15 protein-coding genes and 1 pseudogene are annotated in these 15707 nt (G+C 27.1%); 7 read left to right on the top strand and 9 right to left on the bottom strand.

Features of this window, described 5'->3' with window-relative positions:
• Positions 1 to 149 precede the first annotated feature (149 nt).
• From I4U58_RS02570 to I4U58_RS14220, 4 genes are all read right to left on the bottom strand, one after another.
• Positions 150 to 1307, bottom strand: a complete 1158-nt coding sequence (locus I4U58_RS02570) for a M20 family metallopeptidase (protein WP_195929480.1) — start codon at positions 1305 to 1307, stop codon at positions 150 to 152.
• A 145-nt stretch (positions 1308 to 1452) separates the two neighbouring features.
• Complete coding sequence (locus I4U58_RS02565) at positions 1453 to 2823, bottom strand: SH3 domain-containing protein (RefSeq protein ID WP_195929479.1); 1371 nt, start codon at positions 2821 to 2823, stop codon at positions 1453 to 1455.
• A gap of 113 nt (positions 2824 to 2936) precedes the next feature.
• On the bottom strand, positions 2937 to 3734 hold the full coding sequence (locus I4U58_RS02560) for an HAD family hydrolase (protein ID WP_207743804.1): 798 nt from the start codon (positions 3732 to 3734) through the stop codon (positions 2937 to 2939).
• Between the two features lie 151 nt (positions 3735 to 3885).
• Positions 3886 to 4020 (bottom strand): hypothetical protein, encoded by a 135-nt coding sequence (locus I4U58_RS14220; RefSeq protein WP_279325544.1) that lies wholly within the window; start codon positions 4018 to 4020, stop codon positions 3886 to 3888.
• Positions 4021 to 4262: 242 nt separating this feature from the next.
• Between I4U58_RS14220 and I4U58_RS02555 the strand changes: the two genes are divergently transcribed.
• From I4U58_RS02555 to I4U58_RS02545, 3 genes and pseudogenes are all read left to right on the top strand, one after another.
• Positions 4263 to 5087 (top strand): response regulator, encoded by an 825-nt coding sequence (locus I4U58_RS02555; protein ID WP_195929478.1) that lies wholly within the window; start codon positions 4263 to 4265, stop codon positions 5085 to 5087.
• Positions 5088 to 5102: 15 nt separating this feature from the next.
• Positions 5103 to 5411 (top strand): annotated as a pseudogene (locus tag I4U58_RS02550) (ATP-binding protein); the annotation flags it as partial.
• Between the two features lie 30 nt (positions 5412 to 5441).
• A complete protein-coding gene (locus I4U58_RS02545; RefSeq protein ID WP_195929477.1) occupies positions 5442 to 5825 on the top strand; it encodes a hypothetical protein in 384 nt (127 codons plus the stop codon).
• 131 nt (positions 5826 to 5956) lie between these two features.
• Here the strand turns inward: I4U58_RS02545 and I4U58_RS02540 are convergent, their stop codons facing one another.
• Complete coding sequence (locus I4U58_RS02540) at positions 5957 to 6907, bottom strand: ADP-ribosylglycohydrolase family protein (protein WP_195929476.1); 951 nt, start codon at positions 6905 to 6907, stop codon at positions 5957 to 5959.
• Positions 6908 to 7653: 746 nt separating this feature from the next.
• On the opposite strand from I4U58_RS02540, the gene I4U58_RS02535 reads away from it, so the two are divergent.
• From I4U58_RS02535 to I4U58_RS02520, 4 genes are all read left to right on the top strand, one after another.
• Positions 7654 to 8325 (top strand): response regulator transcription factor, encoded by a 672-nt coding sequence (locus tag I4U58_RS02535; RefSeq protein ID WP_195929475.1) that lies wholly within the window; start codon positions 7654 to 7656, stop codon positions 8323 to 8325.
• An 11-nt stretch (positions 8326 to 8336) separates the two neighbouring features.
• Positions 8337 to 9350, top strand: a complete 1014-nt coding sequence (locus I4U58_RS02530) for a sensor histidine kinase (RefSeq protein WP_195929474.1) — start codon at positions 8337 to 8339, stop codon at positions 9348 to 9350.
• A 179-nt stretch (positions 9351 to 9529) separates the two neighbouring features.
• Complete coding sequence (locus I4U58_RS02525; RefSeq protein WP_195929473.1) at positions 9530 to 10297, top strand: ABC transporter ATP-binding protein; 768 nt, start codon at positions 9530 to 9532, stop codon at positions 10295 to 10297.
• Positions 10290 to 12308: an ABC transporter permease gene (locus tag I4U58_RS02520; protein ID WP_207743803.1), complete on the top strand. Its 2019-nt coding sequence runs from the start codon at positions 10290 to 10292 to the stop codon at positions 12306 to 12308. The genes I4U58_RS02525 and I4U58_RS02520 overlap by 8 nt, the downstream gene beginning before the upstream one ends.
• 112 nt (positions 12309 to 12420) lie before the next feature.
• On the opposite strand, the gene I4U58_RS02515 is transcribed toward I4U58_RS02520, so the two are convergent.
• From I4U58_RS02515 to I4U58_RS02500, 4 genes are all read right to left on the bottom strand, one after another.
• Complete coding sequence (locus I4U58_RS02515; protein WP_195929471.1) at positions 12421 to 13071, bottom strand: cobalamin-dependent protein; 651 nt, start codon at positions 13069 to 13071, stop codon at positions 12421 to 12423.
• 132 nt (positions 13072 to 13203) lie between these two features.
• Positions 13204 to 13890 carry a manganese efflux pump MntP family protein gene (locus I4U58_RS02510; RefSeq protein ID WP_195929470.1) on the bottom strand — a complete coding sequence of 229 codons (687 nt, stop codon included), beginning with the start codon at positions 13888 to 13890 and terminating at the stop codon, positions 13204 to 13206.
• Positions 13891 to 14180: 290 nt separating this feature from the next.
• Positions 14181 to 14933 (bottom strand): peroxide stress protein YaaA, encoded by a 753-nt coding sequence (gene yaaA, locus I4U58_RS02505; protein ID WP_195929469.1) that lies wholly within the window; start codon positions 14931 to 14933, stop codon positions 14181 to 14183.
• Positions 14934 to 14973: 40 nt separating this feature from the next.
• Complete coding sequence (locus I4U58_RS02500) at positions 14974 to 15672, bottom strand: gamma-glutamyl-gamma-aminobutyrate hydrolase family protein (RefSeq protein ID WP_195929468.1); 699 nt, start codon at positions 15670 to 15672, stop codon at positions 14974 to 14976.
• Positions 15673 to 15707 lie beyond the last annotated feature (35 nt).

Genomic DNA, 15707 nt, shown 5'->3' with positions numbered 1-15707 from the left:
TTAATATGCTAAAAAATCTATATTAACAATATATTAGACATATTCTCTCTTTAATATGAATTATATCAATAAAAATTTGTTTTTAACCGTATAAAAATGCCTTTTTAATATAAAAATCAAAAAGGCATAGTTTATTAATTAAGTTTAATTTATTCTATAGTTGAAATTACATTATAAAGTGCGCATACTGCATATGGAAAAATATCTTCATTAAAATCAAATTTGCCATTATGAAGTGGATAATTTTCTTCATTTTCTTTTTCTGCAAAGAATACCATCCTCACGCCAGGCACTAATCTAAAATAATAAGCTGCATTATCTCCTGCTAAAAATGGCTTTTCTCCTAAAACAAACTTGTCTCCAAATACTTCTTTTCCAACTTTGCTACCCATTTTTACTAAATCAGGATTGTTGATTAATGCAGGAAGGTGTGAAGTTAATGTTGCTTTAATTGTTGCTTTTGTTTCTTCTTCAATTTCTTTCATTCTGTCTTGAAGGTATGTTAAAACATATTCAAGATTTTCTTCGCAAAATGTTCTAATAGTTCCTTCTAGTTTCACATTTTCAGCCATTATGTTATTTTTTACTCCACCATTTATAATTCCCATTCCAAGTACAAACTGTATTTTTTCTTTTAAATCTTCATTTATTTTGTCTATAGCGTCTATGACTTTTGCAGCTACAGATATTGCATTTATCCCTTTTTCTGGCTCACCCCAGTGTGATGATTTTCCTATTATCTCAATACTGACTCTTCCTAGGGTTGCGGTGGAAACTCCCTTTTGAATCTCCATTCCTATAGGTGCCGAATTTGCATAATGGAAAATCACCATCTTATCTACAGTTGGATTTTCTAGTACTTTTTCTTTTATAAGTTTTTTAGCCCCTCTTCCAACTTCTTCTGCTGGCTCAAAAATAAATTTGACATTGCATTTTAATTCATCTTTATGCTCATAAAGCAGTTTTGTCACACCTAATGCAGTAGCTACAATTCCATCATGGCTACATGCATGCATAACTCCTTTATTTTTAGATTTAAATTCTAAATTTGTTTCTTCTTCTATTGGCAATGCATCCATTTCTGCTCTCAATCCAACAGTTTGAAATTCTGGATTATTCATAAGCATTGATACTACTCCTGTATCTCCAATAAAGTTTGCTTCTAATCCTATTTCTTCTAAACATTTTTTTATATATTTGGATGTTTCGTATTCATGCTCACTAATTTCTGGATACATATGTATATGTCTTCTGATTTTTATTACTTCAGGAATTACTCTTTTTATATCTTCACTATCTATAAACATCAATATTCCTCTCTTTCACAAATATACTATATTAAAATCCATATTAAAACTAATCTATTTATTCTAAATTATTATGTCCAAATAAATAAATTTCAAAAAGGGCTGTCCTATAGTATTTTATAGTATGACAGCCCTCTTTATAATTTTATCTAACTACTACTGCTTTTTTACCAATAGTGTCATAAACATATTTAAATTGGGATTTTTTTATTTTTAATTTTCCTATACCTGGATCAGTTAAATAGTAATAATCTTCATCAAATCCAGTTAATGTTGTAACATGAAGATTTTTAGCAACCCATAGTTGGTCTGGTGTACCTTCATACCAATAACCCATTTCTGGATTTCTGCAATATGCTGTTACCCATACAATTGATGGATTCCCTTTCATTAATTCTTTCTCTAACTCTTCTACACTTGCACCTGTAATATCTGCACTATTTGGTCTATATTTTTTTGCAAGTGATTCTAGTGCAGGTGGATATATTGTTTGGAATATGCCTTCCTGTTTTTCGTATTGACTTCCAACAAATCCTAAGTTTGGATTTTTATTTGGTGACAGAGGCATTTCCTTTGCCATTTGTGTTTTTGTTACAGGTATTCCTCTATATCTTAAAAGTTGAGCTAGTGAAGTTGCTTCGCAACCCATTGGTAAATCTGGATATTGACTTATACGTGGAACATCAAGTATTACAGATTTAGGATTTGATGATATTTTGCTTAAATATTGGCTAGATACATATCCAACTTTTCCATTATAGTTTATCTTACTCCATCCATTACTTTCTGATATTACACTTACTCTCGTTGCTTGTGTTAAACTTCCTATTTTACTATAATTAGTTCCTGCTCCACTTCTTACATTTAATATACTTGTATTTACTTCTCTTAAAGCATTTTCTGATGTATTATTATCTGGAGTCGGATTGCTTGGTGTAGTATTTCCCGGTTTATTCGTTTCTGGAGTTGGATTTGATGATATTTTGCTTAAGTATTGGCTAGATACATATCCAATTTTTCCATTATAATTTATTTTGCTCCATCCATTACTTTCTGATATTACATTTACTTTTGTTCCCTGTGTTAAACTTCCTATTTTACTATAATTAGTTCCCGCTCCACTTCTTACATTTAATACATTTGTATTTACTTCTTTTATATTATTTCCTGATGTATTATTATCTGGAGTAGGATTACTAGGTTTATTCGTTTCTGGAGCTGGATTTGATGATACTTCGCTTACATATTGGCTAGATATATATCCAATTTTTCCGTTATAATTTATCTTACTCCATCCATTACTTTCTGATATTATATTTACTTTTGTTCCTTGTGTTAAACTTCCTATCTTACTATAATTAATTCCTGCCCCACTTCTTACATTTAATACACTTGTATTAACTAATTTTATAACGTCTGCAAAACTTATACTTGTGTTTGATATACCTGCAAACATCAATGTCGATGCTAAAGATGTTGTTATAACAATATTTTTTAAGACTTTTTTTCTATTCATCTCAATTCCTCTTTCTGTTTATATTCCCTATTTATAATATGTATTTAATTTTCCTATACTAATACTTAACCCTCATATACCAATATAAAATTTATTATGCTTTTGACTTATCATTAAATTTCAAAGTACTCTTTTATAACTTCTACAACACCATTTTCATCATTTGATTTAGCTTCATAATTACTTACTTCTTTTAATTTTGGATGTGCATTTGCCATAGCATAGCTATATTTACAACTTTGCATCATCTCATAATCATTTAGATAATCTCCAAATGCCATTGTTTCATCATAAGTCACATCATAGTATTCTTGAATTCTCTCTATTGCTGTACCTTTATTTACACCAATATTCATAAAATCCATCCATAACTCACCAGATACTGAAATTAAAAAATCATTTTCTACTTCATCAAATTCTTTAGATAAATATTTTTCAGAGCTTTCATCATGGAATAATGCTATTTTACATATTTTATCTTTACCTTCTTTAACTACATCTAAGACATCATCTACAACTTGTAATTTTTCATAGTAAAGACGTGCATTTTTTATAAAAAATTCACCCTTATTTTCAGTATATGCACTCTTTTCCCCGCATAAAATAATTGATGCACCATGTATTTTTCTAGCAATTTCAACTGGTTTAGTTAACTTTTCTCCATCAATTTCGCTTAAATATACAATTTCCCCTTTATCAAAAACCATTGCACCATTTTCACTTATATAAATTAAATCATGCTTATAATCTCTAAATTGTTTTTCAAGATTATAATATTGTCTCCCACTAGCTACAATAAATCGTACTTTCTTTTCATCCAATTTATCTAGCACATAATCTAACTCTTTCGGAACATTTTTTTGGCTATCTAAAAGAGTTCCATCCATATCAGTAGCAATTATTTTTATCATATCTATCTCCTCAATTCCCCTTATAAATTTAATATATTTCTAAATAATCTCTAGAATATTTTAGCATAACTAAAAAAACTTGCGCAATTAAAAAAGATGTATCGAAAAATAGATAAATTCTATACTTCGATACATCCTTTTTAATTGTAGTTTATAAGTACATATGTATAATACTGTAGTCAAGTTTAATATTATTTTCATTATTCATCATACCATTTTTTAAATCCTCTGCATTTTTATAAATACATTCTAATATTATTGCTTTTATTTTTAATAAATTTAACATTTAATCCATCTCCTCTATTTTATTTTATCAATTTTATAGCTATATTATCCAATTTCATTATTTAAAAGTTTTTAAAAATATGTCAACGAAATATTAATTCATATTAAATATCATATTTATATAAAATTACAAATCCTTCTATACTTTAACAAAACATTAACAACTCTATGTTATAATTCAAAATAATCAATAAGATTAAAATATATTTAACTAAATACTTATTGTAATTGGGGTAATTTTTAATGATTAATATTCTTGTAGTTGATGATGAAAAACACCAGAATAATGTTATTTGTTCTTATTTAATAAAAAATAACTTTAATGCTATCGGATGCCTAAATGCCAATGATGCATATGATGTGATGTATGACAATCATATAGATCTAATTATTTCTGATATTATGATGCCAGGTATTGATGGATTTGAATTTGCAAAATCAGTTAGAGATATTGATAAAAACATTCCACTTTTATTTCTAACAGCAAAAGATGATATACAATCAAAACTTCGCGGTTTTAGTTTAGAGATAGATGACTATCTTGTAAAACCTGTTCAACAAATTCTTAATGCTACGAAAAAAATAATTAATGGCGATTTTAATGTAAGAATTGAACCAATGGATACATTCGGAAAAAGAAACGAATTAGATATTATAATTGATAACTTCAACGAAATGGCAGGAGAATTAGGCAGTATAGAAACTCTCCGTACAGATTTTATATCTAATGTTTCGCACGAACTTAAAACACCGTTATCAATTATTCAAAATTACTCTGCTTTAATGCAAGATGAGCCTACAACAGATTTAGAAAGAAAAGAATACTCAAAATCAATTTATGAAACATTACAAAATTTATCTAATTTAATTACTAATATTTTAAAACTTAATAAATTAGAAAATCAAAAAATATTTCTTGAAACTAGTGAATATAATTTAAGTGAACAACTTATCGAGTGTTTACTGTGTTTTGAAAGTATTTGGGAAGAAAAAAATATAAATATAGATGTAGATATTGAAGAAAATTTAATGTTAAATGCCGACAAGGAACTTACATCTATTATCTGAAACAATCTCTATTCTAATGCATTTAAATTTACTGAAGATAGTGGTGAGGTAAGCATAAATGCGAAAAGTGAAAATAACTTTATAATTGTATCAATTAGTGATAAAGGTTGCGGTATGAGCAAAGATACCGGCAAACATATTTTTGAAAAATTTTATCAAGGCGATACTTCCCATGCTACAAATGGAAACGGGTTAGGTCTTGCATTAGTTAAACGAATTATAGATATTATGAATGCTGACATTTATATAGAAAGTACATTAGGAAAAGGGACAACTTTCACAGTAAAGTTAGATCTTAATAAAAATAAAATTTATAATATATAAAAATATAAGGTGGAAAACATATGAGTAAAGATGAAAAATTTGTGTATAGTTATTCAGCAAAACAAAAAAAAAGAAATAGAAGAAATACGTACTAAATATCTTCCTAAAACAGAAAATAAACTCGATAAAATACGTAAACTTGATGAGTCTGCCACAAGAAAGGCAACTATCCAATCAATTGTAGTCGGCTTAATTAGTTCTTTAATATTTGGATTTGGATTATGTTGCGTTTTAGTATGGAAAGATAGTCAATTTATTCAGGGAATTATAATAGGAATAGTTGGTCTTTGCGGAATGCTTCTTGCTTTTCCATTATATAGTCATATTTTAAAAGTTCAAAGAAATAAAATATCTGAAAAAATAATTTCATTAAGTGATGAACTTATAGATGAAATGTCTATAAAAAATTCTTAATTAAATAGTTTTTTAGACTGTAGATTTATTGCAGATGCAAATTTATCTTTAGTCTTTTTTATTTTAAAAAAGAAATGATCTAATTTTATTATACTTATAAAATATGTGCAAAAAAATACCTAGATATAAATCTAGATACTCTCAAAACTTATTTTATCCATTAATTCTAGTATTTTTTCTTTTCCCCTAAGTTGGTCATACCAATTAGTTGGTATATCATCAAATCCATATATAATTCCTGCAAGTCCACCTACAACAGCAGCCGTTGTATCAGTATCATTGCCCAAAGCTATAGCCTTTTTTATAGCATCTTTATATGAGTTGCTTTCTCTTATAACCTTAAAAGCACTCTTTAGACAGTCAATAACATATCCTGTTCCTCTTTCTTCTATTATTCCGTCGGGTAAAATATTATTTTCAAATTCATCTAAATAACTCTTATTGTCACTATATATTGTCTTTAGAGAATTTATCCCTACTGAATATGCTTCTTCAAAATCCATGCCCTCGAGCAAGTATTTTGCGATTAAATTATAAAATGCACAACATACATGATTACATATATTTCCGTGTGTAATCATTGCTTGTTCATGAGAATCAAAAACTAACTGTTCATCACTTCCCTCTTCAAAAAGTGCTAAAGCTAGAGTCCTCATCAAAGCTCCATTTCCTTTTCCCTCAGGTATACATAGCCCTGAATATCTAGGACTTGTTCCTCTTGCATACTCAGTTAATGCCTGTAAGGTCTGTCTTCCAACATCAAAAACTTCACCATCAACAGCCCACAAACCATGAGATACCCATGCTAAAAGTTTTTTTGCTGCATTGTCGATATCAAATCCATCACATTCTATATAACTATCAATAAGGCACAAAAATTGTGCACTATCATCTGAATATGTACCAAAAGGTATATCAATATACGTCTTTCTAAAATAATCTGGTGCTACCATATCAATTTTATCTATGTTTGGAATGTTTTCTTTAGGTGTAAATTCATATGGTACTCCTACAGCATCACCGATTATTAATCCCCAAATACCACCTAAAACCTTATTTCTTGGATACGACACTTTATTCATAAAACATGCCTCCTTTAAAATAAACTTCCTATACTATATTATAGTCTAAAAACTTACAATTTTTATACGTTTTTAGTTATTTTTTATTTAATAGGCGTAACTTTCTTTTGTTTTTAGGTTTTTACAAAAAAAATAGTTGGTGTATATCACCAACTAGAATTTTTCTAAAATTCGAACCTTGTAAATTTACTCAATCCGATTTTATCAAAATTTCTAAGAAATTTAAAAGCATAACTTATCGTTAAACATTTAAATTTTAATCAATATTTGAGATTGAAATGTATATTGAAAATATTAAGGAAGATAATCTTATTATAAGAATTCTATCTTTTGATAAAATTCCCTTCAGAACTTTTAAAATTTTTTTAGTTTTAGTTTTACAATTTTCCTTACTTTGCTTTTTTATTTAATTTTATTTAAATTACATTTTATTCTTTATTTACTATATGTATTTTTTTAATTAATCACTTAAAAATATATACTCGAAATTACAAAAAAATAAAAGAAAGAAGATAGTCCCGCTCCCTATCCGCTTTCCTTTTAAATGTTTAAAACATACTATAATATATTATTTCTTTATAAAATTTATTCCATAATTTCTTGTCCTTCTTTTATTTTAATTTTAGTTACAAGGATTTTATGTTAAAATGTCAAAATAAATATATAATTTTTATCACGAGAAATTATTAAATTTACAATAAATTAAAATATACGTTTATTTAAAAAATATATTAAAGGAGGGCAACATGTATAAAATTTTAATTATTGAAGATGATGAGATTATTGCAAAATCTATTGAGAAAGAAATGAATAATTGGGGCTTTGTAGCAAAAAAGGTAACTAATTTTCAAGATATAATCCCTGAATTTGTAGAGTTTAACCCACAACTAGTTTTATTAGATATCACTCTTCCATTTTTCAATGGGTATCACTGGTGTAGCGAAATTAGAAAACTTTCTAAAGTTCCAATCGTATTTATATCATCAGCCTCAGATAATATGAATATTGTTATGGCAATGAATATGGGTGGTGACGATTTTATATCAAAACCATTTGATTTACATGTATTAATCGCAAAAACACAAGCTATACTAAGACGTACATATTCATTCTCTACTCAGACAAACTTACTAGAACATAATGGTGCAATTTTAAATATAAATGATAACTCTATTTCTCATAATGATGAGAAAGTGGAATTAACAAAAAATGAGTATAAAATACTACAAACTCTACTAGAAAACAAAGGAAAAACTGTAAGTAGAGATAACCTTATGATCAAATTATGGGAAACAGATAACTATGTTGAAGAAAATACATTAAATGTAAATGTGACTAGACTAAGAAAAAAACTAGAGTCAGTTGGTCTCTCTAATTTTATCAAAACAAAAAAAGGAATCGGATATATTATTGAATAAGGAGAATTATTATGAATAATTATGAAATTAAATTTACATACATAATATCAAAATATATAAAGCAATATATAAAACCTATTCTTCTTTTTATATTATTTACATTAGTATTTTCCTTAGTATTCGTTTTATATAATATATCTACTGAACCAGTAATATATGCTTCCCTTTTGTGTTGCTTTATTGGCTTAATTTGTATATGTATAAATTTTATAAATTACTATAAAAAACATATAGCATTATATAAATTACAAAATGAAATTTATATTTCTTTAAATAATTTACCAACTCCAAAAAATTTAATTGAAGATGATTATACTAATTTAATCTTAAATTTAAATGATGAATATAAAAACTTTATATCTAAATCTGATAATGCACAAAAAGATATGATTGATTATTATACAATGTGGGTTCACCAAATCAAAACACCTATTTCTGCTATGAAATTATTAATACAAACTTCTGAATGTGAAGTTTCAAGTGATCTTTCATCGGAATTATTTAAAATTGAACAGTATGTAGAAATGGTTCTTTCATATATTCGACTTGGTAGTTCCGAAAATGATTTTGTAATAAAAGAATATAATTTAGACGATATTATAAAGCAAGCTATTAGAAAATATGCTCCTCTTTTTATAAGAAAGAAAATAGCACTTAATTTCAAAAATACAAATTATACAGTTTTAACTGATGAAAAATGGCTTGTATTCGTAATAGAACAAATACTTTCTAATGCGATAAAATATACAACTAAAGGTACAGTCTCTATTTATCCATTAGAAAATAAAAAACTTGTTATTGAAGATACTGGAATCGGAATTTCAGAGGAAGATATACCTAGAATATTCGATAAAGGCTTCACTGGATATAACGGTAGAACTAACAAAAAAGCAAGCGGACTTGGTCTTTATCTATGCAAAAATATACTAGATAAATTATCACATAAAATTTCTATTGAATCTGAAGTTGGGGTAAAAACTAAAGTTATACTTGATTTATCAATGATTGATATAAATATTGAATAATTTTTTATTGAGATTATTAATTTTTCAATATTTATCTATATTAAAATTTAAAATTACAGTAATGTAAGGTTATGCGGGGAAATGTAAGCCAAAGAAATGGTATTGCATTTCCCTATTTTGTTATAATTAACTCATAAATAAGAAATTACTATAATTTAAATAAAATGGAGGTCATTAAAATGGCAATGTTGCAAGTAAATAATTTAAAGAAAGTTTATACAACACGCTTTGGTTCAAACCACGTTCAAGCTTTATCAGACGTATCTTTCTCTGTTGAACAAGGTGAATATGTTGCTATAATGGGTGAATCAGGTTCTGGTAAAACCACTTTACTTAATATATTAGCTTCACTAGATAAACCAACTAGTGGTGAAGTTTTACTAAATGGAAAAAATATAGTTTCTATAAAAGAAAAAGAAATCTCAGCATTTCGTCGCAATAATTTAGGATTTGTATTCCAAGATTTCAATTTATTAGATACATTTTCACTAAAAGATAATATTTTTCTACCTTTAGTTTTATCAGGTAAAAAATACAACGAAATGAATTCACTTTTACAACCATTATCAATTAAATTAGGAATAAACTCTCTTTTAGATAAATTTCCTTATGAGGTTTCTGGTGGTCAAAAACAAAGAGCTGCTATAGCAAGAGCGCTTATAACTAAACCTCAATTAATTTTAGCAGATGAGCCTACTGGTGCATTAGATTCTCACTCTGCAGACGAATTATTACAATTATTCGAGGATATAAATGAAGATGGTCAAACAATAGTAATGGTAACTCATAGTACAAAAGCTGCCAGTACTGCAAAACGAGTTCTATTTATAAAAGACGGTAAAGTATTCCACCAACTTTATAGAGGTTCTTCAACAAAACAAGAAATGTATCAAAAAATTTCAGATACATTAACTATGATTGCTACAGGTGGTGTTAAAAATGAGTAAATTCTTTTATTTTAAATTAGCAATTACCAACATAAAGAAAAATGCAAAAACATATATACCATATATGATTACATCAATAATGACAATCTGCATGTTTTACATTATTTGCTCATTATCAAACAACCCTGATTTAAGTAAAGTCAGCGGAACTGACTCAATGGTTACAGTATTATTTTTAGGTACAATTATATGTGGAATTTTCGCAACAATATTCTTATTTTATACAAATAGCTTCCTTATGAAACGTAGAAAAAAAGAATTTGGACTTTATAATATTTTAGGAATGGAGAAAAAGCATATTTCTAGAGTTGTACTATGTGAAACAGTTATTATAAGTTTAGTAAGTTTAATTTTTGGTATATTAGTAGGTATTTTATTTGATAAATTAATGCTTTTAATCTTACTATCAATGTTTACAGTAAAAGTTCCACTAGGATTTTATATATCACCACAATCACTAAAAACTACAATTATATTATTTGTAGTAATATTTGTTGTTATATTCTTAAATAGTATTAGACAAATTCATCTTGCTAAACCTATAGAATTATTACACGGAAGTTCTGTTGGTGAAAAAGAACCTAAAGCAAAATGGATAATTGCCTTACTTGGATTTATCTGTTTAGGATCAGGATATTATATAGCTGTTAAAACTACTAATCCAATAGCTGCATTAAGTTTATTTTTCGTAGCTGTAATACTAGTAATAATAGGTACTTATCTTTTATTTACAGCTGGAAGTATTGTATTATTAAAAGCTCTACGTAAAAATAAAAATTACTATTATAAAACAAAAAACTTTATATCAGTATCAGGTATGATATATCGTATGAAACAAAATGCAGTAGGACTTGCTAATATATGCATACTATCTACCATGGTTTTAGTAATGATTTCATCTACATTCTCTTTATGGTACGGAATGAATGATATCATTAATAATTATTATCCAACTGAATTTCAATTTTCACCATCTAGTCACTCAGACAAGGATATAAAAGAACTAAAAACTTGGATAAATAATACACTCGATGATTTTAATAAAAAGCCAATAGATGAAATGGAATATACAACTTTAAACTTTGCTGGTATAGAAAAAGAAAATTCTTATATAATAGATAAGGCTAACCCTGTGTATTCTAATAGTGTTGATGATATAGGTACTTTATCTTTTATCACTCTTGATGATTATAATAAATTATATAACTCAAATAAAAAATTAGATGATAATGAAATATTTATCTCCTCTAACAGAGATAAATATAACTATGATACACTTAAAGTCTTTAATTATAATTTTAAAATAAAAGGTCATTTTGAAGATTTTCCTATAGATAAATATGTAGCTGCCAATGTTGCAAAAAACCATGTTGTTGTAGTTAAGGATATGGATATTTTAAATAATCTATATAAATTACAGAAAAAAGAATACGGTAAAATGGCATCAGATATTCAATATTTCTATTTCTTCAATGTAGATGCAGATGCAAATACTGTATTAAAAATAAATGATAAGTTCTATGATGGATTAGAAACTATGAGTTCTTATCCAGAAGACACAAATAAATATGTTTATAATGGTAAAATAGATTGCCGTGAAAGTTCTAAACACGACCTTATTGGTCTTAATGGTGGACTATTATTTATAGGTGTATTCTTAGGAATACTGTTTACAATGGCTACAATATTAATTATGTATTATAAACAAATATCTGAAGGATATGATGATAAAGAACGTTTTGCAATAATGCAAAAAGTAGGTATAAGTAATAAGGAAATAAAACAATCAATACATTCTCAAGTGCTTACAGTTTTCTTCTTGCCACTTATTGTAGCAGGAATTCATGTATCATTTGCATTTCCTTTTATAACTAAGATACTAGCTATATTAAATCTTACAAATATAAAATTATATGCTATAGCTACTTGTGGAGGCTTCTTACTATTCGCAGTCTTTTATGCTATAGTTTATAGAATTACAGCTAGAAGTTACTATAAAATAGTAAGCTAAATTTACAAACATTATTCAAATTAATATATATTTATTCTTTAATAAGCATGTCGTATAAATTTATGGCATGCTTATTTTTTCAAATAAAAAACTCCTAAATATCCACCTTTATTTAAGAGTTTTCTTTTATTTTATCCATATTCTTTTTTAAATAGTCTATAAGATCTACAACGCTATCTGTATAACAATCTACACCTATCTTTTCTCTAAATGCCTCACCTACTGATGCTCCACCAATAAATACATGTACTTTTTTTCTTAGTTTTCTTTCTTCTAATAAATTCATAACTGTTTTCATTTCTCCCATTGTCGTTGTCAATAATGACGACATCATAAGAATATTTGCGTTATTATCTTCAATTGCATCTACAAATTTTTCAGCAGGTACATTTGTACCTAAGTCCACTATTCTAACATCTAACGTTTCTAAAAATATCTTTATCACGTTCTTGCCTAAATCATGTATATCTCCATATACAGTCCCCATAACTATCACTATGTCATAATCTTTGTCTTTCTCTTTCAAATAGGGTTCTATTATTTTGTAACCAGATTTAAATGAATTTATAGCTAGTAATACTTCTGGTATAAGACACTCATTTTTTTCTTCTTTCTTTGCAATTAAGGTTAATGCATCCATTAAAATATTTTTTAATATGTATTTTGGATCATATCCTACTAAAAGAGATTTCTTTATATACTTTACAACTGAGTCATCGTCACCTTCAATCATAGATTTTTTGATTTTCTCACAATAATTCATATAAATTCTTCTCCTAAAATAATACATTTTATATATTATTAATTTGACATTTGAGTTTATTTATCCTATAAAAACTTGATTTTATTTTAAAAAATAGGGAGTTAGATATAATAAATACCCAACTCCTAACAATTATATAATTCCTAAGTGTTCAACTAATATCTTACATCCTAATAATATAAGTATTACACCTCCGACAATTTCAGCTTTTGACTTATACTTAAGACCGAATACATTTCCGATTTTTACGCCTATTGCTGAACAGGTAAATGTCACTATACCTATAAAAGATATTGCTGGTACTATTTTTACATTTAAAAATGCAAATGTTACACCCATAGCTAATGCATCTATACTTGTTGCAATTGCAAGTAAAAACATTGTTTTAAATCCTAGAATATCTTTCATTACACTGTCTTTTTCTCTACTTAATGCAACTTGACCTGTTGGTGATATTGAACATGAATTAGCAGAATATGATATATTACATTGTTCTTCTGCATTACGTTTTAAGTTTCTTATTTCTGTTTCTTCTTCCTCATCATCTTCAGTTAATGCCTCTTTAATCATATTAACTCCAATTAAAGCTAGTAATATAAATGCTATCCAATGGTCCACGCTAACTATATACTCTCTGAAATTTACTCCAAGTAGATAGCCAATTAGCGGCATTAATGCCTGGAATGCTCCAAACCATAACCCAACTATTCCTGCTGATTTTAAGTTTATTTTTGGTAAAGCAAGACCTTTACAAATTGATACAGCAAAAGCATCCATCGATAACCCTACTGCTAGTATAAAAAGTTCCAATAATCCCATTATTTTTCCCTCCTTTAAAATTAAAAAAGACCCATAGACAATAAAGCGTTTTTTAATAAAACACTTTATTATCCATGAGTCTCGCTTTTTAATGTAATACCGGATTTTGCAATCATTATGTCGACATTACAACGGCTTAGCCGCAAACTACTCCCTCATAGGAGTTATTTAGTTTTAATCCGTTTAATTATTTAGAACTTCTTTATTATAAAATATCCCAATAAAATCTGTCAATTATTTATATATAATATTAGTAAAAAATAAATATTATTCCTGTTATTGTCATTTAATTATACGGATTTTATAAATATATATGTATCGTTATTAGACTCTTCTTCACTATACTTATAGCCCAATTTGTTAAAGCTTTTTAATCCATCTAAAGTGGATATATTATTTTCAGCTAAATATCTAACCATTTCACCTCTCGCCATTTTTGCAAGTGTGCCCTTTTCTATTATTTTTTCGCCTTTTAATTCTCCAAATACACATGTGATGAATTTTATATTTGGTTGATTTTTTATATATTTACTTACGCATTTACTATATTCTTTTGATGCTAAATTAATTATTACATCATCTTCTTCAAATAAATTGTTTGCTATATTATCTGACCAAAATTCGTATAGATCTTTATTTTTATGATTTATAAGTTTTGCCTGCATCTCAAGTCTATATGGAACAATACCGTCTAATGGTTTTAAGATGCCATAAAATCCTGATAATATTCTTAAGTTAGATTGCAGGTATTCAATTGCATCTTGGCTGAGTACACTTGGTCCCATATATTGATATTGAATACCTTCATATGAAAATATTGCTGGAGTTAATCTATAATTTAAATCCATATCTAAAACTCTGTCGTAATTTAATTGAGCTAGTTTATCGCTACATTTCCACATAGTTTTACATTCTTCATATGATAAACCTTTTAAATAATTCATTAGTTCTTCTGCTTTATTTAAAAATACAGGCTCACTTCTACACTCAAAAATATCATCATCTATATTCATTTTCTTTGCTGGTGAAATTATAATTTTCATAATAATACCTCTTTCATTATTTTTCCCCTTTCCTTCTATCCTAAATACTTTTTATAAATTCATCAATTATTAAATTATTTTCCTCACTATCTTTCCACAAAAATTCTGGATGCCATTGAACTGCCATAACAAATTTTTTGTTTGGCATACTAACTGCCTCTATCAATCCATCTTCGGATATTGCATTTGCAATTAATCCTGGTGCTAAATCTTTTATAGCTTGGTGATGATAACTGTTTACGTATAATTTATTTACACCAACTATTTTGTGTAATATCGTATTTTCTAAAACATTAACATTATGAACACCTCTATTATAAGGCTTTTCCATTGTATGATTAATATTTGATTTATACTCAGTTTTTAAATCTTGATATAATGTACCACCCAATAGAGAATTAAATAGCTGAATTCCCCTACAAATGCCCAATATAGGTTTATTATTTTTAATAGATTTTTCAAATAGATATTTCTCCATTTCATCTCGTCTGTCACATTGCAATCCACATGTATCTTTCTTTTTCTGATTATAAAGTTTTGGATTTATATCATGACCCCCTGTAAATAAAATACCGTCTACTAATTCAAAACACTTGTCCAAATTCTCTTTGCATGTAGATAAAGGTAGTATCATTGGAATTGCATTATTATTTTCTAATACATCCATATATCCTGGTAACATCCATATACTTTCTTTTTCATCATCCCAAAGAGGAATAACCCCTATAATTGGTTTCATATTCCTACCCCCTTAAATTATATAATCTATTATCT

The sequence above is a fragment of the Clostridium sp. 1001270J_160509_D11 genome (assembly GCF_015667935.1).
Classification (GTDB): domain Bacteria; phylum Bacillota; class Clostridia; order Peptostreptococcales; family Peptostreptococcaceae; genus Intestinibacter.
This window is presented reverse-complemented; position numbering and strand designations above follow the sequence as displayed.